The organism is Pseudarthrobacter albicanus, from assembly GCF_018224015.1.
Classification (GTDB): Bacteria; Actinomycetota; Actinomycetes; order Actinomycetales; family Micrococcaceae; genus Arthrobacter; species Arthrobacter albicanus.
In genome coordinates this window covers 17,823-39,532 of record NZ_JAGPOT010000058.1, presented here as the reverse complement: position 1 = coordinate 39,532, position 21,710 = coordinate 17,823, and the positions used below count along the sequence as shown (strand labels likewise).

18 protein-coding genes, 1 pseudogene and 1 riboswitch are annotated in these 21,710 nt (G+C 68.0%); of the genes and pseudogenes, 10 read left to right on the top strand and 9 right to left on the bottom strand.

Annotated features, from left to right (window positions below; all coding sequences use genetic code 11):
- Positions 1-20: 20 nt before the first annotated feature.
- From J9611_RS13710 to J9611_RS22550, 3 genes and pseudogenes are all read right to left on the bottom strand, one after another.
- Positions 21-806 carry an acetoin reductase gene (locus tag J9611_RS13710; RefSeq protein ID WP_211880914.1) on the bottom strand — a complete coding sequence of 262 codons (786 nt, stop codon included), beginning with the start codon at positions 804-806 and terminating at the stop codon, positions 21-23.
- A gap of 72 nt (positions 807-878) precedes the next feature.
- Positions 879-2,668, bottom strand: a pseudogene (locus J9611_RS13705) (NAD(P)/FAD-dependent oxidoreductase).
- Between the two features lie 294 nt (positions 2,669-2,962).
- Positions 2,963-3,166, bottom strand: a complete 204-nt coding sequence (locus tag J9611_RS22550; protein WP_307857107.1) for a hypothetical protein — start codon at positions 3,164-3,166, stop codon at positions 2,963-2,965.
- 14 nt (positions 3,167-3,180) lie between these two features.
- On the opposite strand from J9611_RS22550, the gene J9611_RS13700 reads away from it, so the two are divergent.
- Positions 3,181-4,149: a helix-turn-helix domain-containing protein gene (locus J9611_RS13700; RefSeq protein ID WP_307857106.1), complete on the top strand. Its 969-nt coding sequence runs from the start codon at positions 3,181-3,183 to the stop codon at positions 4,147-4,149.
- Between the two features lie 27 nt (positions 4,150-4,176).
- On the opposite strand, the gene J9611_RS13695 is transcribed toward J9611_RS13700, so the two are convergent.
- Positions 4,177-6,138 carry an FAD-binding monooxygenase gene (locus J9611_RS13695; RefSeq protein WP_211880912.1) on the bottom strand — a complete coding sequence of 654 codons (1,962 nt, stop codon included), beginning with the start codon at positions 6,136-6,138 and terminating at the stop codon, positions 4,177-4,179.
- A gap of 203 nt (positions 6,139-6,341) precedes the next feature.
- Here J9611_RS13695 and J9611_RS13690 point away from each other — a divergent pair, with 203 nt between their 5' ends.
- The 7 genes from J9611_RS13690 (at position 6,342) to J9611_RS13660 (ending at position 14,414) form a co-directional block, all read left to right on the top strand.
- Positions 6,342-7,823 carry a fumarylacetoacetate hydrolase family protein gene (locus J9611_RS13690; protein ID WP_211880911.1) on the top strand — a complete coding sequence of 494 codons (1,482 nt, stop codon included), beginning with the start codon at positions 6,342-6,344 and terminating at the stop codon, positions 7,821-7,823.
- Positions 7,816-8,496 carry a GntR family transcriptional regulator gene (locus J9611_RS13685; RefSeq protein WP_211880910.1) on the top strand — a complete coding sequence of 227 codons (681 nt, stop codon included), beginning with the start codon at positions 7,816-7,818 and terminating at the stop codon, positions 8,494-8,496. The genes J9611_RS13690 and J9611_RS13685 overlap by 8 nt, the downstream gene beginning before the upstream one ends.
- Positions 8,497-8,553: 57 nt before the next feature.
- A complete protein-coding gene (gene hpaE, locus J9611_RS13680) occupies positions 8,554-10,086 on the top strand; it encodes a 5-carboxymethyl-2-hydroxymuconate semialdehyde dehydrogenase (protein ID WP_211880909.1) in 1,533 nt (510 codons plus the stop codon).
- Between the two features lie 35 nt (positions 10,087-10,121).
- Entirely contained in the window at positions 10,122-11,195 is a 1,074-nt protein-coding gene (hpaD, locus tag J9611_RS13675; protein WP_211880908.1) for a 3,4-dihydroxyphenylacetate 2,3-dioxygenase, read from the top strand.
- A 2-nt stretch (positions 11,196-11,197) separates the two neighbouring features.
- Positions 11,198-11,983 (top strand): 2-oxo-hept-4-ene-1,7-dioate hydratase, encoded by a 786-nt coding sequence (hpaH, locus tag J9611_RS13670; protein WP_211880907.1) that lies wholly within the window; start codon positions 11,198-11,200, stop codon positions 11,981-11,983.
- On the top strand, positions 11,968-12,786 hold the full coding sequence (locus J9611_RS13665) for an HpcH/HpaI aldolase family protein (protein WP_211880906.1): 819 nt from the start codon (positions 11,968-11,970) through the stop codon (positions 12,784-12,786). Before hpaH ends, J9611_RS13665 begins: the two co-directional genes overlap by 16 nt.
- A 122-nt stretch (positions 12,787-12,908) precedes the next feature.
- Complete coding sequence (locus J9611_RS13660; protein ID WP_211880905.1) at positions 12,909-14,414, top strand: NAD-dependent succinate-semialdehyde dehydrogenase; 1,506 nt, start codon at positions 12,909-12,911, stop codon at positions 14,412-14,414.
- On the opposite strand, the gene J9611_RS13655 is transcribed toward J9611_RS13660, so the two are convergent.
- The 5 genes from J9611_RS13655 to J9611_RS13635 form a co-directional block, all read right to left on the bottom strand.
- Positions 14,402-15,559, bottom strand: coding sequence for a glutamate--cysteine ligase (locus J9611_RS13655; RefSeq protein ID WP_211880904.1), 1,158 nt, complete (start codon positions 15,557-15,559; stop codon positions 14,402-14,404). The two genes, J9611_RS13660 and J9611_RS13655, sit on opposite strands and share 13 nt — an antisense overlap.
- A 115-nt stretch (positions 15,560-15,674) precedes the next feature.
- Positions 15,675-17,198, bottom strand: a complete 1,524-nt coding sequence (locus J9611_RS13650; protein WP_211880902.1) for a UDP-N-acetylglucosamine 1-carboxyvinyltransferase — start codon at positions 17,196-17,198, stop codon at positions 15,675-15,677.
- Positions 17,199-17,326: 128 nt separating this feature from the next.
- Complete coding sequence (locus J9611_RS13645) at positions 17,327-18,130, bottom strand: energy-coupling factor transporter transmembrane component T family protein (RefSeq protein ID WP_211880900.1); 804 nt, start codon at positions 18,128-18,130, stop codon at positions 17,327-17,329.
- Positions 18,127-19,770, bottom strand: coding sequence for an ABC transporter ATP-binding protein (locus J9611_RS13640; protein WP_211880898.1), 1,644 nt, complete (start codon positions 19,768-19,770; stop codon positions 18,127-18,129). The genes J9611_RS13645 and J9611_RS13640 overlap by 4 nt, the downstream gene beginning before the upstream one ends.
- Positions 19,771-19,816: 46 nt before the next feature.
- Complete coding sequence (locus J9611_RS13635) at positions 19,817-20,449, bottom strand: ECF transporter S component (RefSeq protein ID WP_211880896.1); 633 nt, start codon at positions 20,447-20,449, stop codon at positions 19,817-19,819.
- A gap of 67 nt (positions 20,450-20,516) precedes the next feature.
- Positions 20,517-20,660: riboswitch (TPP riboswitch) on the bottom strand.
- 243 nt (positions 20,661-20,903) lie between these two features.
- Between J9611_RS13635 and J9611_RS13630 the strand changes: the two genes are divergently transcribed.
- Together J9611_RS13630 and J9611_RS13625 are read left to right on the top strand one after the other, a co-directional pair.
- Positions 20,904-21,347 carry a heme-degrading domain-containing protein gene (locus J9611_RS13630; protein WP_246527799.1) on the top strand — a complete coding sequence of 148 codons (444 nt, stop codon included), beginning with the start codon at positions 20,904-20,906 and terminating at the stop codon, positions 21,345-21,347.
- 36 nt (positions 21,348-21,383) lie between these two features.
- Positions 21,384-21,647, top strand: a complete 264-nt coding sequence (locus tag J9611_RS13625; protein WP_211880895.1) for a DUF4235 domain-containing protein — start codon at positions 21,384-21,386, stop codon at positions 21,645-21,647.
- Positions 21,648-21,710: the final 63 nt, after the last annotated feature.

Sequence of the window (21,710 nt, the reverse complement as noted above, 5' to 3'; positions counted from 1 at the left end):
CGATGTCTGATTCGCCAGGCTCAGCTATACAGGATGCCGCCGTCGACGAGCAACGTTTGTCCGGTGACATAGTCCGAATCCGGGCCGGCAAAGAAGGAGACTACCTTCGCGACGTCGTCGGGCGTCTCGATGCGGCCCAGGGCAATGGCTTCGACGTTCTCACTCAGGTTCTGGCCGGCCGGCTTACCGTTGATCTTGCTCAGTTCCCGGTCGATCAGCTCCCACATTCCCGTGCCCACGATGCCCGGCGCATACGCATTTACGGTGATGCCCTTCGGCGCCAGCTCCTGCGCCGCGGCCTGGGTAATGCCCCGGACCGCGAACTTGGATGCCGAGTACGCTCCGAGAATCGGAAAGCCCTTCACCGCGGCAATCGAAGCGGCTGAGATGATCCTGCCGGCGTGTTGCAGTTCATCGAACTTTGCAGCGGCCGCCTGGATGCCCCAGATCACGGAGTTAACGTTGATCCGGAAGACTTGCTCCAGATCCTCCTCCGTGATCTCCAGCACCGGCCGGACCTGGGCGATGCCCGCGTTGTTGACGATTACGTCAAAGCCGCCGAGCTGCTGTGTGGCCGTCTCGACTGCGCCCACAACATCGGCCCGCCGCCCGACGTCGGCGGCGATGAAGACCGCCCGTCCCCCGCTGGCTTCAATTTCGGCAACAACGGCCTCGCCCTTCTCCTGCTGGGAATCAAGATCCGCCACGGCAACGTTGAATCCGTCCCGGGCCAGTCTCAGCGCTATACCCCGGCCGATCCCCTGGCCGGCGCCGGTGACGAGGGCTACTTTGTTTTGAACAGTCATGTTGTTCGCATCCTTTAGGCAGGGCGACGGCTGGGCCATGTCGGCCCAGCCGTGGCCTGGTTTGGGTGGTGATCAGCGTGTGTGGTTCGATGCCTGAAGCTCATACACCGGCGTGGGCAGCCCTTCCATCCGGGCCTTGAGCTGCAGGGCCAGGTAGTTGGAATAGTGCCGGCTCTGGTGCAGGTTGCCGCCATGGATCCAGAGGTTCTCCACGTTGGTGGGCTTCCACATGTTGCGCAGCTCCCCCTCCCACGGACCCGGGTCCTTGGGCGTCTCCGAGCCGAATCCCCAGCACTTGCCTACCCTGTCAGCCACCTCGGGTGAGACGAGGTCCGCGAGCCAGCCGTTCATCGAGCCGTAGCCGGTGGCGTAGATGATCACGTCGGCTTCCAGTTCGGTGCCGTTGTCCATCACGACGGCGTTGCCCGTGATCTTGCTGACCTGGCCGTTGGCGAGTTTCACGCGGCCGTCGATGATCAGCTGGGACGCGCCGACGTCGATGTAGTAGCCGGAGCCGCGCCGCAGGTACTTCAGGAACAACCCGGAGCCGTCCACTCCGAAGTCCAGCTCGAAGCCGGCTGCTTCGAGCTGTGAGTAGAACCCGGCGTCGCGCTGTGCCATCTTCTGGTACACCGGGATCTGGGCTTCCGGCAGGATGCGGTACGGCAGGGAGGCGAACAGGAGGTCGGCCTTTTCGGTGGTGACGCCGTTGGCCAGCGCCTTCTCGGAATAGAGGTCGCCGAGGGCCAGGTCCATCAGCGACTCGCTGCGGGCGATGTGGGTGGAGGAGCGCTGGACCATGGTGACGTCGGCCCCGTGTTCCCAGAGATCGGCGCAGATGTCGTGGGCCGAGTTGTTCGACCCGATCACCACGGCCTTCTTGCCCGTCCAGTCTCCGCCGCCCGGGTGCTTGGAGGAGTGGTACTGCTCCCCCAGGAAGCTCTCGGCGCCGTCGAACGTTGGCACGTTGGGGTAACCCGAGACGCCCAAGGCGAAGACGAGCTGCTTGGGACGCAAGGTGACCGGTTCGCCGTCGCGGATGACCTGGACGATCCATTCCTGGGCGTCCTCGTCGTAGCGGGCGTTGGTGCATTCGGTGCTGGACCAGTAATTCAGCTCCATGATCCGCGTGTAGTGCTCCAGCCAGTCGCCGATCTTGTCCTTGGCCGCGAAGACGGGCCAGTCCTCCGGGAACTTCAGGTACGGCAGGTGGTCGTACCAGACGGGGTCGTGCAGGTGCAGGGACTTGTAGCGGTTGCGCCAGGAGTCGCCGGGCTTTTCGTTCTTCTCGATGATGAGCGTGGGCACGCCGAGCCGGCGCAGCCGGCGCCGAGGCCGATGCCGCCCTGCCCGCCGCCGATGATCACCGTGTAGGGCTGGTCCTCGTGGCCGAGCCTGGCTTCCTGCTCCTCCTTCAGTTCCAGCCAGGACTTGCGGCCCTTGCTGATGTGGTGGGCCACGCCCTTCTCACGGTTGGCACCCTTCTTCTCCTCGAAGCCCTTGAGCTCCTGCATGGTGGTGAGCAGGGTCCAGCATTTGCCGTTGCGCAGGCGCAGATGTGCGTAGCCGCGGGCCTGCGAGGTCTCGAAGTTGACCCAGGCCTCGGTGCTGGCGGCGTCCCCGGTGGCGTCCTCTGCCAGGGTCCAGTTGGACGGCTGGATATCCTCCAGCGTGGCGTCCAGCATGCTCCTGATCTGGTCCTTGCCCTCGAGCGTCTTCAGATTCCAGGTGAAGGATACGAAGTCGCGCCAATACGATTCGTCCTCGAACAATTCCAGTGCGGCCCCGGTGTTGTGGCTGCGCAGCGCCTCGTCGAACTGCGCCAGCCACGCCTCGGCGATGCCGTTTGCGGTCTCAGGCATGTCTCCTCTTTCCATTGCTGACGATGAGTCATTTCCCGGTTCCGTAACAGCCGCCCGGATGGTGACTCGCATCACAAGTAAATGTCGAGGGGGGTTACAACCGGGTCACACGGGCCACGCCCCTTTCCTGTGCGGTTTTCGGGCAGATCGATTCGACGGCGAGTTGGGAGTAGACGCATGCGGCACGCGTTGGCACCCGATCCCGGGCTCCGTTTCTCCTCTCCCCTGGAATACGCCAGGACGCTCCGCAGCGCGCAGGAGGCCACGCTGGCCGGCTCGCCGGATCCGGCGTTCTCAACGTCGCTGCTTGAGTCGTGGCGACGCTCCCTCGCTCTGGGCATCAATCCCGAGCAGCACAGTCCGGTGCATCTGCATGAGGTTTCTGAAGCCCGTTCTTTGGGCGCCGACCACCGTCTGGCATCCGTGGTTCCGGCTTTGTCCCAGCTGCTCGCCGATGAGTCCGCCGCCGGCCGCCACCTGCTGATCGTCACCGACCATCAGGGCGAGGTGCTGTGGCGGGTCGGCAGCGGGTCAGCGTTGCGGCAGGCCGACTGGAGTTCGTTGAAGGTGCCGACTGGTCCGAGTCCGGTATCGGCACGAATGCCATCAGCGAAGCGCTTATTTCCGGGGGCCCGGCCCAGTTGTTTTCGGCCGAGCACCTGGTGCGGACACACCACGACTGGGCATGCACCGCCGCCCCGATCCGTGACCCCTTCAGCGGGGAAATCGTCGGCGTGCTGGATGTTTCCGGGCCGATCGATTCCGTGACGCCGGACAGCCTGCGCATGGTGCGTTGCGGCGTGCGGCTGGCCGAGGAACTGCTGCGGTCCGCGGGCCCGACGGCGGCAGCGGGTCCGCGTGCCGCCGTCGGGCTTTCCCGTCCCGGCACCGCCTCCACGCTGTTCCTGCGGCTCCTCGGCGACAAGCCGACAGCAGAGCTCGACGGCGCCCGTGGCGTTCCGATCACGCTGCGCCGAGCCGAAATACTGGCTTTGCTGGCCTCCCGGACGCAAGGCTGGAGCGCCGAAGAGCTGGCCTACCAGCTGCACGGCGAAGACGGAGCGGCCGCGGCAATCCGGACGGAGATGCACCGGATCCGTTCGGTGTTGGGTGCCGTGGTGGAGCCCAATCCGTACCGTTTTGCCGCTGGTGTGCGTGTGGTGTCCGACGCCGACGTAGCGGCCGGGCATTTGCGGGCCGGCCGCCTCGGAGAAGAGTTGGCCGGGTACCCGGCCCGCTTGCTCAACCGCTCGACGAATCTGGCCGTGGAGCTCATGCGTGACGAATTGAATGAGGCTGTTGCGGCCTCGGTCCGTTCAAGCGGAGACGCCGGGGTGATCTCACGTTGGTGCGCCAGCGACATGGGCTCGGGCGACATCGCAGCCGCTGCCGCGTTGGCAAGATTGACCGGCCCCGGGGACGCGCGTTTCCAGCTGGTGCGGGCTCGCATGGAACGGATTGATCGGGAGCTGCGTGCGTAATCCCGGCGCAGCCCCCGATCACCTGCCTCACGCCACGTTGCTGACGGGAGCCGGGCCCGCGGTGCGCGCGCCAGACGGTGCTGGGGGTCGGACTGCCTCGGGGCGCCGGTCCGGGAGGAGGGGCGCGAAGAATGCGGCGAGCTCGGCCGTCGCCGTCAGCGGCAGGACGTTGGCCACGTACTGGTCCGGTCGCACCACCACGACGACTCCGCCCCGGTCGAGGCCGCGCAGTTCGAAGATGTCCGCCGTCGGATCCGTGGCGTAGACCTTCTCGTAGTCCGTGAGCTGGAACGGTCCCACTTGCGGCATGAACGCTTTGGGAACGGCGCCGATGTCGATGCTCGTGTGGTCCTGCTGGTAGATCACCTTAACGTCGAACCACGCGTCACGGTCAGCGTCCGGCGGCGTCGCGGCGAGCGGCGATTCCGGCGAGTTCGCGATCCACTCGGCGAAGTCGGCGACGGGCGACCCCATGCGGGGCTTTGCCTGGTCGGCGAAGACGTAGATGCGCCACCGGCCGTCCGCCGTGGCGTGATGGCCGAGGTGCATCGGGTTGGCGTCGCAAACCCGGACGACGGGCGCGGACTTGAAACGCTTGCCGATGGTGAAGCCGGTGGCCAGGTCCTGGTGCGCAGGCTCGGCGGTGAGAATGGACGGGCCGTACTGGGTCATGAAGCCGGCAGGGAACTCGGCGGTGCTCACGTAGAAGTCCTCGAGCTCGGAGGGGCTATCGAACTCCTCCGGCTTCTTCGCCATGAGCGTGGACCACTCCTTGTCGAAGTCGATGAGGTTCTTCGCGACGACCTGGCGCTCGGCGGAGTACGTGGACAGCAGGCTCGCCGGGCTGCGGCCCTCGAGCACGTGCCCGAGCTTCCAGCCGAGGTTGAATCCGTCCTGCATGGAGACGTTCATGCCCTGGCCGGCCTTGGCGCTGTGCGTGTGGCAGGCGTCGCCGGTGATGAACACGCGTGGCGTGCGGGTGCCGCGCTGGTCCGGGAGGACGTCGTCGAACCTGTCGGTGAGGCGGTGGGCGACCTCGTACACGCTGTGCCAGGCGACGTTGCGGACGTCGAGCGTGTAGGGGTGGAGGATGGCATTCGCGTGGCCGATGATCTGCTCGATGGTGGTGCTGCGCACGGCGCCTTTGTCGTTCTGGTCGACCTCGCCGAGGTCGACGTACATGCGGAAGAGGTGGCCGCCTTCGCGCGGGATCAGCAGGATACTGCCGCCCGTCCCGGACTGGATGGCGCATTTCGTGCGGATGTCAGGGAAGTCCGTGACGGCGAGTACGTCCATGACGCCCCAGGCGTGATGGGCCTGGTCCCCGGCGAGCGTGCAGCCGATCGACTCCCGCACCCTGCTGCGCGCGCCGTCCGCGCCGACGACGTATTTGGCCCGGACAACGCGCTCCCGGCCCTCGTCGGGGCCGGCTGTGTGGAGGAGCGTCACGGTGACGGGGTAGTCGCCTTCGCCGGTGACCTCGAGGCCGCGGAACTCAAAGCCGTAATCGGGTGACATGCGCGTGGGCGAGTTCGCCATGTACTCGGCGAAGTAGTCCAGCACGCGGGCCTGGTTGACGATGAGGTGCGGGAACTCGCTGATGCCCATTTCGTCGTCGACCGCGCGCGCACTCCGGATGATGCGGGAGTGGTCCGCGGGGTCCGGCCTCCAGAACGCCATCTCGGTGATCCGGTACGCCTCGGCGATGATCCGCTCGGCGAAGCCGAAGGCCTGGAAGGTCTCGACGCTCCGGGCCTGGATGCCGTCGGCCTGGCCGATGGCGAGCCGCCCGCCGCGGCGCTCCACGATGCGCGTCGTGACGCCCGGGAACCGGGACAGTTGGGCTGCGGTGAGCATGCCCGCGGGCCCGGTGCCGACGATAAGCACGTCGACCTCGTCGGGAAGCTGCGCCGGCCGATTGATGCCGACGCCGGCGGCTTGCTGGACTCGCGGGTCACCGGATACGTAACCGTGGTGGTGGAACTGCACGGGATTCCTCACTTCGTTGGGTGGCCATATCGCCAGGAGTGTTCGATATTAGAACTTGAATTTCTATAATCGAACAAAGATCTTTGTCCCACACTGTACGCCAGGTGTGACGCGGGTGACAAGGATCTTATCTGAGGGTTGACGGGACCCCGTTGATGAGCGATAGTGATCGTATACGATTTCGTACTTGATGAGGAGACTCCTTGGAGCAGGTCAACCACGGCACGCTGGCAGCGGCCGGCAAGGTCATCGCTGTGCACGTGAACTACCCGAGCCGGGCCGCGCAGCGCGGCCGCACGCCGGAGCAGCCCTCGTATTTCCTCAAACCATCATCCTCCCTGGCACTCAGCGGATCCACCGTCGAGCGCCCGGCCGGCTGCGAGCTCCTAGGCTACGAGGGCGAGATCGCACTGATCATCGGCAAGCCGGCCCGCCGCGTCGGCCTCGAGGACGCGTGGAGCCACGTCGAATGGGTCACCGCCAGCAACGACCTCGGCGTCTACGACCTCCGCTCTGCGGACAAGGGCTCCAACCTCCGGTCCAAGGGCGGCGACGGCTTCACCCCGATCGGGCCGGGGCTCATCCCGGCGGACGCCGTCGACCCCGCGGGGCTCCGGATCCGCACCTGGCACAACGGCCGGCTCGTCCAGGACGACACCACGCAGGACCTGCTCTTCCCCTTCGCCCGGCTCGTCGCGGACCTCTCGCAGCTGCTCACCCTCCAGGAAGGGGACATCATACTGACCGGCACCCCGGCCGGCGCCTCCGTCGCCACCCCGGGTGACGTCGTCGAGGTTGAAGTCAGCACGACGGCGGACGGCGGCCTGGCTACCGGCCGTCTTGCCACCGCGGTGGAGGAAGGCACGACGCCGTTCGCCGACTTCGGGGCCCGGCCGAAGTCTGACGATCTCCAGCGCGAGGAGGCCTACGGTTCCCGTGACGCGGCCGGCCTGCCGGCCCCCGTTCCGGTCCTGTCCGCAGCGCTGAAGGCGAAGCTGGAAAGCGTCTGCACGGCCACTCTTTCCTCCCAGCTGCGCAAGCGGGGCCTGAACAACGTCAGCATCGACGGCCTCACGTCCACCCGGCCGGAGAAGCGGATTGTGGGCCTGGCCAGGACGCTGCGCTACGTCCCCAACCGCGAGGACCTGTTCAAGACCCACGGCGGCGGCTTCAATGCCCAGAAACGGGCCATCGACACCGTCAACGAGGGCGAAATCCTGGTCATGGAGGCACGCGGCGAAAAGGGCACCGGCACCATCGGGGACATCCTGGCCCTGCGCGCCCAGGTCCGCGGGGCCGCGGCCATCATCACCGACGGCGGGGTCCGGGACTTCGCCGCGGTCGCCGCGATGGACATGCCCACGTACTACGCCAACCCGCACCCCGCCGTGCTGGGCCGCCGGCACATCCCCTGGGACACGGACATCACCATTGCCTGCGGCGGCACCACCGTTCAGCCCGGGGACATCATCGTGGCCGACGCCGACGGCATCCTGGTGATCCCGCCGGCCCTCGCCGAGGAACTCGCCGATGATTCCATCGCCCAGGAACGCGAGGAAGTCTTCATCGCCGAGATGGTCGAGAAAGGCCAGAGCGTGGACGGCCTCTACCCGCTGAACGCCGCCTGGCGCGCACGCTACCAGGAATGGGCCGCCTCGCGGGAAGCGGTGAGCACACATGACTGACGTCGCCGCCCCGACCGGCAGCAAGTCCGAACAGGCCTACGCCGCGGTCAAGGCCCGGATCATCGACGGCGACTACTCCCCCGGCTACCGGCTGGTGCTCTCCAAAATCGCAGAGGATCTGGGCGTCAGCGTGGTGCCGGTCCGGGAGGCCATCCGCCGGCTCGAAGCCGAAGGCCTGGTGAAATTCGAGCGGAATGTCGGCGCCACGGTCGCGGGCATCGACCCCACCGAATACCTCTACACCATGCAGACCCTGAGCATCGTGGAGGGGGCGGCCACCGCACTGTCCGCCCCGCTGATCGGCGCAGCGGACATCGCGCGCGCCCGCGCCGTGAACGAGGAAATGCGGGAATGCCTGGAGCACTTCGACCCCGTCCGTTTCACCCGGCTGAACCAGGACTTCCACAGCGTCCTGTTTGAGCACTGCCCCAACCCGCACATCCTGGACCTCGTGCACCGGGGCTGGAACCGGCTCGCGTCGCTGCGGTCATCAACGTTCCGCTTCGTCCCCGGCAGGGCCCACGATTCCGTGGACGAACACGAGGGACTGCTCCGGCTCATCGAGACCGCGGCGGCAGCCGACGAGATCGAAAAAGCAGCCCGCCGCCACCGCTCCGCCACCCTGGACGCCTATCTCGCCCAAACCAACACGGGGTCACTTAGCGCCCATTAACCCGCCTCGCATGGGCCGTAAATGACCCCGCGTTGCATAAGTAGTAAGGAACCAACAATGACGTTCACCGCCGTTACAGCCAAAACCCACTACGTGCCCCAGGACCTGCCCACCCGCATCCAGCACTACATCAACGGTAAATTCGTGGACTCCGTGGGCGGGGCGACCTTCGACGTCCTGGACCCGGTCTCCAACACCAACTACGCCACCGCCGCCGCCGGCCAGAAGGAAGACATCGACCTCGCCGTCGCCGCCGCCCGCGAAGCCTTCACCAACGGCCCGTGGCCGAAAATGAAACCGCGGGAACGTGCCCGCGTCCTGAACAGGATCGCCGACGCCGTCGAAGCCCAGGAGGACCGGCTCGCCGAACTCGAGACCTTCGACACCGGCCTGCCCATCACCCAGGCCAAGGGCCAGGCGCTGCGCGCGGCGGAGAACTTCCGCTTCTTCGCGGACCTGATCGTGGCGCAGTTCGATGACGCGATGAAGGTTCCCGGCGCGCAGATCAACTACGTCAACCGCAAGCCGATCGGCGTCGCCGGCCTCATCACCCCGTGGAACACCCCGTTCATGCTGGAATCCTGGAAGCTCGCCCCGGCCCTGGCCACCGGCAACACCGTGGTCCTCAAGCCCGCCGAATTCACCCCGCTGTCGGCATCGCTGTGGGCGACAATCTTCAAGGACGCCGGGCTTCCCGACGGCGTGTTCAACCTGGTCAACGGCCTCGGCGAGGAAGCCGGCGACGCCCTGGTCAAGCACCCGGACGTCCCGCTGATCTCCTTCACCGGCGAGACCACCACCGGGCAGACCATCTTCCGCAACGCCGCGGAAAACCTCAAGGGCCTGTCCATGGAGCTCGGCGGCAAGTCACCCTGCGTGGTGTTCGCGGACGCCGACCTCGACGCCGCGATCGACTCCGCCCTGTTCGGCGTCTTCTCCCTCAACGGGGAACGCTGCACCGCCGGCTCCCGCATCCTCGTGGAGCGCGGCATCTACGAGGAGTTCTGCGAAAAGTACGCCGCCCGGGCCAGGAACATCGTCGTCGGGGACCCGCACGACCCGAAGACCGAGGTCGGCGCCCTGGTCCACCCCGAGCACTACGCCAAGGTCGCCTCCTACGTGGAGATCGGCAAGTCCGAGGGCCGGCTGCTGGCCGGCGGCGGACGCCCGGAAGGCCTCCCGGAAGGCAACTACATCGCCCCCACCGTGTTCGCGGACGTAAAACCCGACGCCCGGATCTTCCAGGAGGAAATCTTCGGACCGGTCGTCGCGATCACCCCGTTCGACTCGGACGAGGAAGCGCTGGAACTGGCCAACGGCGTCAAATACGGGCTCGCCGCCTACATCTGGACCCAGAACCTGACCCGCGCCCACAACTTCTCCCAGAACGTGGAAGCCGGCATGGTGTGGCTCAACAGCCACAATGTCCGGGACCTCCGCACCCCGTTCGGCGGCGTCAAGTCCTCCGGCCTGGGCCACGAGGGCGGCTACCGCTCGATCGATTTCTACACCGACCAGCAGGCCGTGCACATCACCCTCGGCCCTGTTCATACTCCTAAATTCGGCCACACCCCCAAATTCGGCGCCTGAGCCAAACAGAACCCTTTCAAAGAAGAGAGAACACCATGACCAACTTCATCCCCACCCCCACCGTCCCGGCCCCGGACATTGTCCGCTGCGCTTACATGGAGATCGTGGTCACGGACCTCGCCAAGTCACGCGAGTTCTACGTCGACGTCCTCGGCCTGCATGTCACCGAGGAAGACGAGAACAACATCTACCTGCGCGCCCTCGAGGAGTTCATCCACCACAACCTGGTGCTGCGCAAGGGACCCGTCCCGGCCGTCGCCGCGTTCGCCTACCGGGTCAAGTCCCCCGCCGAGGTGGACGCCGCAGAGGCCTACTACAAGGAACTGGGCTGCCGCACCGAACGCCGCAAAGGCGGCTTCACCAAGGGCATCGGCGACTCCGTCCGCGTCGAGGACCCGCTGGGCTTCCCCTACGAGTTCTTCTTCGAGACCGAGCACGTCGAACGCCTCACGCAGCGCTATGACCTCTACAACGCCGGCGAACTCGTCCGCCTGGACCACTTCAACCAGGTCACCCCGGACGTCCCGCGCGGCCGGGCGTACCTCGAGGACCTTGGCTTCCGGGTCTCGGAAGACATCAAGGACTCCGACGGCGTCACCTACGCGGCCTGGATGCACCGCAAGCAGACCGTGCACGACACCGCGCTGACCGGCGGCGACGGACCCCGGATGCACCACGTCGCGTTCGCCACGCACGAGAAGCACAACATCATCCAGATCTGCGACAAGATGGGCGCCCTGCGCATCTCGGACCGGATCGAACGCGGCCCCGGCCGGCACGGCGTGTCCAACGCCTTCTACCTGTACATCCTGGACCCGGACGGCCACCGCATCGAGATCTACACGCAGGACTACTACACCGGCGACCCTGACAACCCCACCATCACCTGGGACGTGCACGACAACCAGCGCCGCGACTGGTGGGGCAACCCCGTGGTCCCGTCCTGGTACACCGAGGCCTCCCTGGTCCTGGACCTCGACGGCAACCCCCAGCCCGTCATCGAACGCACCGACGTCTCCGAAATGGCAGTCACCATCGGGGCAGACGGCTTCGCCTACACCCGCGAACCCGGCGAGGAACGCGGCTTCAAGCTCGGGGCGCAGCTGTAGCCATGATGGATGCCGCGACGATCGAGGCGATAGCGGATGAGCTGCTGGAGGCGGGCCGGAACCGCAAACCGGTCCCCCGCCTGACGGCCCGTTATCCGGAGATGACGGTGGAGGATTCCTACGCCGTCCAGCAGCTGTGGCGCCGCCGCAACGAGGAGGCCGGCCGGAATCTGGTGGGCCGCAAGATCGGCCTGACCTCCCGGGCGATGCAGGCGGCCACGGGCATCACCGAACCGGACTACGGCGCCATTTTCGATGACATGGTGCTGGAGACGGGCTGTGCGGTGCAGTGGGACCGGTACACCCATCCGCGGGTGGAAGTGGAACTGGCGTTCGTGCTGAAGAAGGACCTGTCCGGTCCCGGCTGCACCATCTTCGACGTCCTGAACGCCACCGACTACGTGGTTCCGGCCCTGGAGATCCTGGACTCCAGGATCGAGATGGAGGGCCGGACCATCGTGGACACCATCGCCGACAACGCGGCGATGGGCGCGATGGTGGTCGGTGGAAACCCCGTCCGCCCGGACGCCGTCGACCTCCGCTGGGTCTCCGCCATCCTGTACAAGAACCAGACGGTGGAAGAGACCGGTGTGGCCGCCGGAGTCCTGGACCACCCGGCCGCCGGCGTGCACTGGCTCGCCAACAAGATCGCCGCCCACGGCGACGGGATGAAGGCCGGCGACATCATCCTCGCCGGCTCCTTCACCCGCCCCATGTGGGTCTACAAGGGGGACACCGTGCACGCCGACTACGGACCCCTGGGAGTTGTGACATGCCGCTTCGAGTAGAACCTGATCCCACCTTCCGCCACGCACTGGCCGCCTCGGACCGGCCGCTCGCCGGCATGTGGGTCTGCTCCGGCAGCCCGCTGGTCGCCGAGATCTGCGCCGGGGCCGGGCTGGACTGGCTCCTGATCGACGCCGAGCACAGCCCCAACGGGCTGGAATCCATCCTGGCCCAGCTGCAGGCCGTGCACGGCTACCCCGTCCAGGTCCTGGTCCGGCCCCCGGTCAACGACACGATCGTCATCAAGCAGTACCTGGACCTGGGCGTCCAGAACCTGCTGGTGCCGATGGTGAACTCCGCCGCCGAGGCGGAGGCGGCCGTCGCCGCGACGCGCTACCCTCCGCACGGCGTCCGCGGCGTCGGTTCGGCCCTGGCGCGGTCCGCGCGCTGGAACCGGACACCGGACTACCTCGCCCGCGCCTCAGAGACCGTCAGCCTCACCGTCCAGATCGAATCCGTAGCCGCCGTCGCCGCCGTGGACTCGATCCTGGCGGTCGACGGCGTGGACGGCATCTTCATGGGCCCGTCCGACCTGGCCGCCTCCATGGGCCTGCTGGGACAGCAGGAACACCCCGAGGTGCGCGCCGCCGTCGAACACTGCCTCGCCGCCGCGAAGCAGGCCGGCAAGCCCGCCGGCGTGAACGCCTTCAACCCGGGCACGGCCCGCTCCTACCTGGCCGCGGGGGCATCGTTCGTGCTGGTGGGCGCCGACGTTGCCCTGCTGGCCCGCGGTTCCGAGGCCCTCGCCGCCGACTTCGTCCCATCTCCGGTCGTTGAGCCTGTCGAAACCCGGACCAGCTACTAACCCGTCCCCGGTGGTTGAGCCTGTCGAAACCGAGCCTGCCGGATCTCGACAAGCTCGATCACCGGAGTCCGGTGGTTGAGCCTGCCGAAACCGGCGCCCCACACACCTTACTGAGGAGACCCATGACCAATTCCCTTGCCACCCCGGCCGCCGTCACCTCCGCACGCGAAGCCGCGCTCATCGCGTCCGTCCCCACGGGCCTGCTCATTGGCGGGCAGTGGCGCGACGCGTCCGACGGCGGCACCTTCGACGTCCACGATCCTTCCACCGGCGGGGTCCTGGCCACCCTGGCGTCCGCCACCAGCGAGGACGCCCTCGCCGCGCTCGACGCTGCGGACAAGGTCCAGGCTTCGTGGGCCCGGACAGCGCCCCGCGAACGCGCCGAGATCCTGCGCCGCGCCTTCGACCTGATAACAGCCCGGGCCGAGGACTTCGCCCTGCTGATGACCCTGGAGATGGGGAAACCGCTGGCCGAAGCCCGCGGCGAGGTCACCTATGGTGCCGAATTCCTGCGCTGGTTCTCCGAGGAGACGGTACGCGACTACGGCCGCTACCTCACCACGCCTGAAGGCAGGAACAAGATCCTCGTCCAGAAAAAACCGGTGGGACCCTGCCTGCTGATCACCCCGTGGAACTTCCCGCTGGCCATGGCCACCCGCAAGGTCGCCCCGGCCATCGCGGCCGGCTGCACCATGGTGCTCAAGCCCGCGAAGCTGACGCCGCTGACCGCGCAGCTCTTCGCCCGGACCATGCTCGACGCCGGCCTGCCCGCCGGCGTGCTCAACGTGGTGGCTTCTTCCAGCGCCGCCGGGATCTCGGGCCCGCTGCTCGCCGATCCGCGGCTGCGCAAGGTCTCCTTCACCGGTTCCACGCCGGTCGGCAAGCGCCTGATGGCCGACGCCGCCGCCAACGTCCTGCGCACGTCGATGGAGCTCGGCGGCAACGCGCCCTTCATCGTCTTCGAAGATGCGGACCTGGACAAGGCCGTCGACGGGGCCATGGCGGCCAAGATGAGGAATATGGGCGAGGCGTGCACCGCCGCCAACCGCTTCCTGGTCCAGGAGTCCGTGGCGGCCGCGTTCACCGGCAAGTTCGCCACGGCCATGGCGGCCCTCACCACCGGCCGGGGCACTGATGCGGACTCCAACGTCGGCCCGCTCATCGACGCCGGCGCCCGTGACGACGTGCACGCCCTGGTCACCTCCGCCGTCGCGGCCGGTGCAACCGCGGTCACCGGCGGCGCTCCCGTTGAGGGCGCCGGCTATTTCTACCCGCCCACGGTGCTGGCCAACGTGCCCAACGACGCCGCGATCCTCCGCCAGGAGATCTTCGGCCCCGTGGCCCCGGTCACCACCTTCGTCACCGAGGAGGACGCCATCCGGCTGGCCAATGCCAGCGAATACGGCCTGGCCTCCTACGTTTTCAGCCGCGACTTCAACCGCTTGCTGCGGGTGGCCGAACAGATCGAATTCGGTATGGTGGGCTTCAACGCCGGCGTCATCTCCAACGCCGCCGCGCCCTTCGGCGGCGTCAAGCAGTCCGGCCTGGGCCGCGAGGGCGGCTCGGAAGGGATCGCGGAATACACCACCACGCAGTACATCGGCATCGCGGACCCCTACGCCGGCTGACCGGACGGGTTCACGGCCGCTGCACCGGCCTCCGTCGGCACTTCCGCTGCCTCCGCCGTCGTCGCTTGCACCGCGTGATCGACGACGGCGCAGAGTCCTGCTTCCCGGAACGGCTGGCGCAGCTGCTGGGAACCGGTCCCCCGGGCCAGGATCCGCTGGACGCCGGCACGCACCAGATCCAGCTCGCCCTGCTCCGCGAGCACAGGTGCCACAAAGTCCACCAGGGCTTCCACCACCTCCCGGGCCGGCGCAGGGCGGAAACTGCCGAAGTCCAGCAGCGTCCCCGTCAGCCCGCAGTTGCTTGCCTGCCAGGCGGCCATCCGCAGCAGCACCGTCGGCACCGGGGCGGGCTCCACGCCGTCGTACCATTCCCGGCTCGCCGATTCCACGAGCGCCCGCACCAGCACCGCGATCAGCGCCGCGTCCTCGCCCCGAAGGCAGACGTCGGCAACCCGGACCTCCACGGTGGGATGGTTCCGGGAGAGCCGGGCATCGAAGTAGACCATCCCCTCGTCGAACAGAACGCCGCTCTCCTGCAGCCTGGTCACCACCCTCCGGTAGACCGGCAGGCTGCCGAAAATCATCGAGGGCCCCGCCCCCGGCCACCGGTTCCACGCCTGGGTGCGGTAACTTTCAAAACCCGTCTCGTGGCCGTTCCAGAAAGGGGAATTGGCGCTGAGCGCTATCAGCACGGCCAGCTTGTCGCGGATCCTGTCCATGACGGCCACGCCCTCCTCGGGCGACTCCACGAAGGTGTGGACGTGCATGCCGCAGGTCAGCTGGTCATGAACCGTGAGCCCGAAGCGTTCCTGCATGGTCGCGTAGCGCGGATTGGGCGTCGTGTGGGTGGCGACGGGCAGCGGGGAGGTGGCCAGGGCTACCACGCGCGCGCCATGCGCCCGGGCCGCCCGGTCCGCGATGGCCCGTCCCCGCCTGATGCCGTGGAGCAGGCCCGCGTGGTCCAGGCACGGCACCGTCTGGGTTTCAATCTGTTCAAGCTTGAGCTCGAAGCTGAAGCCGGTGGTGTCGTGGCCCGTGGTGTGTCCCGGGTTCAGGCCCGACATCAGGGCGTCGGCGAGCGCAATCGGGGAACCCGTCCCCGGGTCCACAATCAGCAGCTCTTCCTCAACACCGAAGGTGCGCATGCATCCATTGTGCGCGGGATGGGGGGAAGTGCGCCACAACGCGGGGTCACTCCGCGCCCATGCCGGGCCGCCGCATGGGCGCGATGTGACCCCGCGTTGCTTGAATCAGTGGCGGTCAGTCCTGGAAGTACTCGATCTTTGCGCCCAGGGTGTTCAGCCGTTCGGCCAGGTCCTCGTAGCCTCGTTCGATCACGTAGATGTTGCGCAGTAGCGAGACCCCGCGGGCGGCGAGCATCGCCAGCAGCAGGCAGGCGGCCGGGCGGAGCGCCGGCGGACAGCCGACCTCCGCCGCACGCCACCGGGTGGGCCCGTTGACATAGATCCGGTGCGGATCGAGCAGCTGCACCTGGGCGCCGAGCTTGTTCAGCTCGGTCAGGTAGATGGCGCGGTTGTCGTACACCCAGTCGTGGATCATCGTCTGGCCCTGCGCGTTCGCGGCAATGACCGCGAAGAACGGCAGGTTGTCGATATTCAGGCCCGGGAACGGCATCGGGTGGATCTTGTCCTCGGGCGCGTTCAGCGCGGAGGGCTTGGTGGTGACGTCCACGAGCCGGGTGCGGCCGTTGCGGGCCAGGTACTCACCGGACACCTCCAGCCGCTGGCCCATCTGCTCCAGCGTGGCGAGTTCGATTTCCATGAACTCGATGGGCACCCGGCGGATGGTCACTTCCGAATCCGTCACGATGCCTGCGGTGATCAGGCTCATCGCCTCGATCGGGTCTTCGGACGGGAAGTACTCGATGTCGACGTCGATCGACGGGCGGCCGGTGATCCTCAGCGTCGTGGTGCCCACGCCCTCGATCTGGACGCCGAGCATCTGCAGGTAGAAGCAGAGGTCCTGGACCATGTAGTTGGGGCTGGCGTTGCGGATGATGGTGCTGCCAGGGCGGTGGGCGGCGGCCATGATCGCGTTTTCGGTCACGGTGTCGCCGCGTTCGCTGAGCACGAAGGAACGGTCTTCGGTGTCCGACGGCGGCGCCTGCACCGCGTAGAACCCGGACTTCGCCTCCACGCCGAGGCCGAACTGCCGCAGCGCCTGCATGTGCGGCTGCACGGTGCGGGTGCCAAGATCGCAGCCGCCGGCGTACGGCAGCCGGTATTCGCCGGATTCGTCCAGCAGCGGGCCCAGCAGCATGATGACGCTGCGGGTCCGGCGGGCGGCTTCCACATCCATGGACTCCAGGTCCAGGACCGCGGGGCGGCGGATCCGGAGATCGTTCGCGTTGAGCCAGGTGCATTCGACGCCGATGCTGGTCAGCACCTCGACGATCCGGTTGACCTCCTCGATCCGGGCCAGGCGGCGCAGCGTGGTGGTTCCGCGGTTGATCAGGCTGGCACACAGCAGGGCCACGCCCGCGTTCTTGCTGCTGTTGACGTCCACGGACCCGGACAGCGTGCGGCCGCCTTCCACCCGCAGGTGGGTCATCTGCGGCCGGCCCACCTTGACGATGGGCCGGCCGAGGATCGCCTCCAGCCGCTGGATCATTTTCAGGCTCAGGTTCTGTTTGCCCTGCTCCATCCGGGCGATGGCGCTCTGGCTGGTCCCCAGTTCGGTGGCGAGCTGTCCCTGGGTCCAGCCCTTCTCCCCGCGGGCCTCGCGGAGCAGCAGGCCTACATGTTCGGCAGTCTGTTGAGTCATTCCAACAAAATATCACGGATGAGTTATTCACCCCAGCGATTGGGGCCTGAGAGCCATTGATCTCACACGAATACCCGTCCCGTGCGATAAAGCCGGGGTGTGATCCCGCCGGGTGTGATCCGCGGCGGCTACTGCCGCGTCAGAAAGACGAGGTTCCAGGTGCCGGCGGCCAGGGCCGCTGCGACGGCAGCCGCGGCGATCCCGAGTCCGCCCAGCAGCACCCAGAGGTCCAGGCCGCTGAACGTCGAGGGCCGCGCCCAGGTCCGCTGCGCCCCGCCGAAGCCGCGGGCCTCCATGGTCACGGCGAGCCGGGAGGCACGCCGGATGGCCTGCACGAGGAGCCCGAAGCCCTGCCCCAGGGTGGCCCGGACGCGCTGGTAGGGGTTGCCGTGCGAGCCGACGCCGCGGGCCCGCCGGGCCATGCCGATGGTCTGCCATTCCTCGGCCATGAGTCCCACCAGCCGCATGGCCGCGAGGGTGCCCAGGACGAAGCGGTGCGGCAGTTTTGCGTTCTGGGCCAGGGCGTCGGCCAGATCCGTGGGGTCCGTGCAGCTCATCAGCAGCACGGCCGGCAGCGCGATCGCGAGCCCGCGCAGCATGAAGCCGAGTCCCAGCTGCAGGGAGCCGGCGCTGATCGACCAGATGCCGGCGTCGAGCAGTATGCTCCCGGTGTCCGGCGCCAGGATGGCGGTGCTCCAGCCGCCCAGCGCTGCCGCCAGGATCAGCGGCCAGCCGCGCCGCCACAGCAGCGTGGGGCCCAGCCCGGCCAGCGGGAAGAGCAGCAGCTCGCAGGCCAGCGCCACCGACGCCGAAACCCAGTCGATGGACAGCGCCAGCACCAGGGTGATCAGTACGACGGCGGTGAACTTGGCCAGCGGATTGGCGCGGGTCAGGAGCGCATGGTTGCCGCCCAGGCTTAGGGCTTCCCTCATGGCGCCGCTACCCCGGGCAGCTCACGGTGCGGCGCCCCGGCCCCGGGTGCGGCCAGGCTGAGCTGGGTGCCGCCCAGGACGGCGGTGAATTCCTCGTCGTGCGTCACGGAGACAACGGCGGTGCCGGCGTCGAGGAGCCCGGAGAGGAGGGAGGCCAGTTCGGCCCAGGTGTTGGCGTCCTGGCCGAAGGTGGGTTCGTCCAGGACGAGGACCTGCGGGTGGGCGGCGAGCACGGTGGCCACCGAGAGGCGCCGCTTTTCGCCGCCGGACAGCGTGTAGGGGTTGGCGTCCACCAGTTCCGCCAGCCGCAGCCGTTCCAGCAGCTCGTCCACGCGTTCTTCGCCCCGGCCCAGGTGGCGCGGGCCGAACATCAGCTCGTCGAGCACCCGGCCGGTGACGAACTGGTGCTCCGGTTCCTGGAACACCGTCCCGATCCTGGCGATCAGTTGATCGGCCTTCCATTTGTACGGGTCGATCCCGGCGCCCGCGCTGAGCTCCAGCGTGGCGGAGACCGCGCCGGAGACCGGCCGCAGCAGGCCGGCCAGGGTCAGGGCGAAGGTTGATTTCCCCGAGCCGTTCGGGCCGGTGATGGTTAGCGCCTCGCCGGCACGGACCTGGGCGGTGATGCCCGATTGGACGGGACGCGGCGGGATGGAACGGAAGCCGCCGCGCGGCCCGGCCCGGCGCGGCCGTTCCCGGGACACCGCGAGGTTCTCCGCGGCCAGCAGCAGCTGTCCGGCGGCCGGTCCGGCGGCCGGTCCGGCGGCCAGCCCGGCGCCATCCGGCGCCCCGGTACCCGCGCGGGCCCGTGCCGGCGGGACATGTCCCGGAACCCAGACACCCGCAGCGATGAGCATGTCCCGTGCCTGCGCCAGGACCCGGTCCGGCGGCCCGTCGATCAGCACCCCGGACCCGGCGGCGGATCCCGGCTGCAGCACCACGATCCGGTCCACGAGGTCTTTCCACACGGCAACCCGGTGCTCCACGACCACCAGGGTGGCCCCGGTCTTGTCCAGGCAGCGGCCCACGGCGTCGCGGACCTCCAGGACGCCGGCCGGGTCCAGGTTGGCGGTGGGTTCGTCGAGCAGGAGCAGCCCGGGCCGCATCGCCAGGATCCCGGCGAGCGCGAGGCGCTGCTTCTGGCCGCCGGAGAGGGCCGCCGTCGGATGGTCCAGCGGCAGCCCGGCCAGCCCGACGTCGTCGAGCGCTTCGTGCACGCGCCGCCAGATCTCGGCCGGGGGTACTGACAGGTTCTCCGCCCCGAAGGCGACGTCGTCGCCGAGGCGCGAGAGCACAACCTGGGTCTCCGGATCCTGCTGCACGAGCCCGGCCCGGCCCCGCTGGGCGCGGGGCGGGGCGCCGTCGATCAGCAGGCTGCCGGTCTCGTCGGCGTCCCCGGAGTCCGCCGGGGACGTCGGGGAGCCAGCAGCCGCCGCGCCGGCGGAACTGTCGCCGAGCACCCCGGCGAGGGCGTGGAGCAGGGTGGATTTGCCGGCGCCGGAGGGGCCCAGCAGCAGCACCCGTTCCCCGGGGCCTATATCGAGATCCAGCCCTTGGACCGCGGGCCGGGGCCGGCCGGCGTGCCGCCAGCCCCAGCCGCGGGCCGTGACCGCTGCCGGGCGGACGCCGTTGGAGGTCATGAGTTTTTAACCGTCGTCATGAGCGGAGCAGCCGGGAGCGGCGCCGTCAGGAAAAGACGGGTTCCGTGGCGGCCCTGCGGGAGGCGAAGGCACTCAGCACCCCGGTCCTGGCCAGGCCGCGCGTGGCCAGCCAGGACAGCGCGCCGGCGATGATGGCACCGGAGATGGCCATGAACAGGATGTACGCGAGCTTGTCCCCGGCGGCGTAGGCGATGTTCCAGCCCCATGGCAGGAAGGAGTCGTTGAGGGCACCGAAGAGTCCCGCGCCGGCGCCGGCCAGCAGGGACACGGGAAGGTTGAACTTCTTGTACAGGATTGCGGCGAACACCAGTTCGGCACCGAGACCCTGGAGCACGCCGGAAATCAGCACCGTGGTGCCGTACTGCGAGCCCATGATCAGCTCGCCGGTGGCCGCCACCGTTTCGCAGAACAGCGCCGCGCCCGGCTTGCGGATGATCAGCATGCCCAGCACCGCCGGGATCAGCCAGCCGCCGGCGTAGAGTCCGGTCAGCGGCGGGTAAATCGCATTGACGGGTGCGGAAATCAGGTTGGCGCCCTGGGACCAGGCCCAGAAAATCACGCCGCCGGCAACCGCGATCAGTGCGGCCACCACAATGTCCACCACACGCCAGTTGTAGCCGGACCGGGTGAGCGTCTTCCGTGCAGAAATATCAGTCATGTCGTCCTCCTGAGGAACAGGAGGGGAGCCGGCTCCGGCGGGCCGCGGCTTTTGCCGCCGCCCCGGGCCCTCTGAGAACTCGACTCCCTTGCGCCGGTACTAACCGGATCAGGTTCGAGGGTCTGCGGCTGTCCGCACTCTCAGCGCCCACCGGTGGTTTCCCTGGATTCCTCCAGTGATGCCCGACGGCGGCGCTCCCCTGTCGTATTAAAATCATGTCGTATTAAAATCACCCTTATGGGCATTGCTCAGTTTACACCCGTCAGCCCGCGTTTCCCCGCGCTGACTGGCCACGGCTCACTGACCGGAAGCTGAATCACTTGACGCACACACCAGCCCCACCAGCCCCTTCCCCGGCCAGGACCCGGCCGATGACCGGGCCTATGACCCGGACTCCACCGGACCGCAGCCGGAGGGATCCCTGGCGGCGCTCATCGGGCGCATCCTGGCCGAAATGGACGAGCTGCAGTTCCAGTCGTTCAGCAAGGACGACGCCCTGGACCTCGGACTCCTCCTGGTCGATTTCGGCAGGCAACGCTCGCTGCCCATCGCCATCGACATCAGCAAGGGCGAGCAGGTGCTCTTCCACGCGGCGCTGGAGGGCGCCACTCCCGACAACGAACTCTGGATCCGGGCCAAGCAGCGCACCGCCGTCCGGTACGAGGTCCCGTCGCTGCTGGTGGGCCTCCGGGCACGGGCCACGGGCGGAAGGATCGAGGACAACGCCTGGTTCGACCAGAAAACGTACGCCGCCCACGGCGGCGCCTTCCCCATCTATGTGCGGGGCACCGGGGCGGTTGCCACTGTCGCGGTCTCGGGCCTGCCCCAGAAGGCTGACCATGAGCTGGTGGTGGAGGCCCTGTCCGAAATCCTCGGCCGGGCCGGGACGCTAGGCTAGGGGCAGCCCTGTTCCCTCCCGCAAGGAGTCCGAAGAATGAACATCATGATCAAACTGCTCGGCACCGGCATCAGCCTCCTCGCCGGATTCGCCGGGACCAAGCTCGTGGACGCGGTCTGGGAGAAGTCCACCGGCAACAAGCCCCCCAAGGGCCACGACGACGACATCCCCACCACCCTGCGCTCCGCCCTGACCTTCGCGCTGATCTCCGCCTCGGTCAGCGCCATCATCCAGGTCCTCGCCAACCGCGGCACCCAGCGCGCGATCACGCGCTTCGCCAAAACCCGGGACCTGGTCTAGGCGACGCTGTTGGTCGAGCTTGTCGAGACCCGGCGGTTGTAACTCGGATTTCGACAAGCTCAA

Excerpts from the sequence above, each read along its gene's own strand:
- J9611_RS13630 (WP_246527799.1), top strand. The coding sequence starts at position 20,904 with ATGGACGAGCTGCAGTTCCAGTCGTTCAGCAAGGACGACGCCCTGGAC.
- J9611_RS13635 (WP_211880896.1), bottom strand. The coding sequence starts at position 20,449 with ATGACTGATATTTCTGCACGGAAGACGCTCACCCGGTCCGGCTACAAC.
- J9611_RS22550 (WP_307857107.1), bottom strand. The coding sequence starts at position 3,166 with ATGGTCGGTGACGATCAGCAGGTGGCGGCCGGCGGCGGACTCATCGGC.
- hpaE (WP_211880909.1), top strand. The coding sequence starts at position 8,554 with ATGACGTTCACCGCCGTTACAGCCAAAACCCACTACGTGCCCCAGGAC.
- J9611_RS13685 (WP_211880910.1), top strand. The coding sequence starts at position 7,816 with ATGACTGACGTCGCCGCCCCGACCGGCAGCAAGTCCGAACAGGCCTAC.
- J9611_RS13710 (WP_211880914.1), bottom strand. The coding sequence starts at position 806 with ATGACTGTTCAAAACAAAGTAGCCCTCGTCACCGGCGCCGGCCAGGGG.
- J9611_RS13640 (WP_211880898.1), bottom strand. The coding sequence starts at position 19,770 with ATGACCTCCAACGGCGTCCGCCCGGCAGCGGTCACGGCCCGCGGCTGG.
- J9611_RS13660 (WP_211880905.1), top strand. The coding sequence starts at position 12,909 with ATGACCAATTCCCTTGCCACCCCGGCCGCCGTCACCTCCGCACGCGAA.
- J9611_RS13645 (WP_211880900.1), bottom strand. The coding sequence starts at position 18,130 with ATGAGGGAAGCCCTAAGCCTGGGCGGCAACCATGCGCTCCTGACCCGC.
- J9611_RS13665 (WP_211880906.1), top strand. The coding sequence starts at position 11,968 with ATGCCGCTTCGAGTAGAACCTGATCCCACCTTCCGCCACGCACTGGCC.
- hpaH (WP_211880907.1), top strand. The coding sequence starts at position 11,198 with ATGATGGATGCCGCGACGATCGAGGCGATAGCGGATGAGCTGCTGGAG.
- J9611_RS13625 (WP_211880895.1), top strand. The coding sequence starts at position 21,384 with ATGAACATCATGATCAAACTGCTCGGCACCGGCATCAGCCTCCTCGCC.
- J9611_RS13650 (WP_211880902.1), bottom strand. The coding sequence starts at position 17,198 with ATGACTCAACAGACTGCCGAACATGTAGGCCTGCTGCTCCGCGAGGCC.
- J9611_RS13655 (WP_211880904.1), bottom strand. The coding sequence starts at position 15,559 with ATGCGCACCTTCGGTGTTGAGGAAGAGCTGCTGATTGTGGACCCGGGG.
- hpaD (WP_211880908.1), top strand. The coding sequence starts at position 10,122 with ATGACCAACTTCATCCCCACCCCCACCGTCCCGGCCCCGGACATTGTC.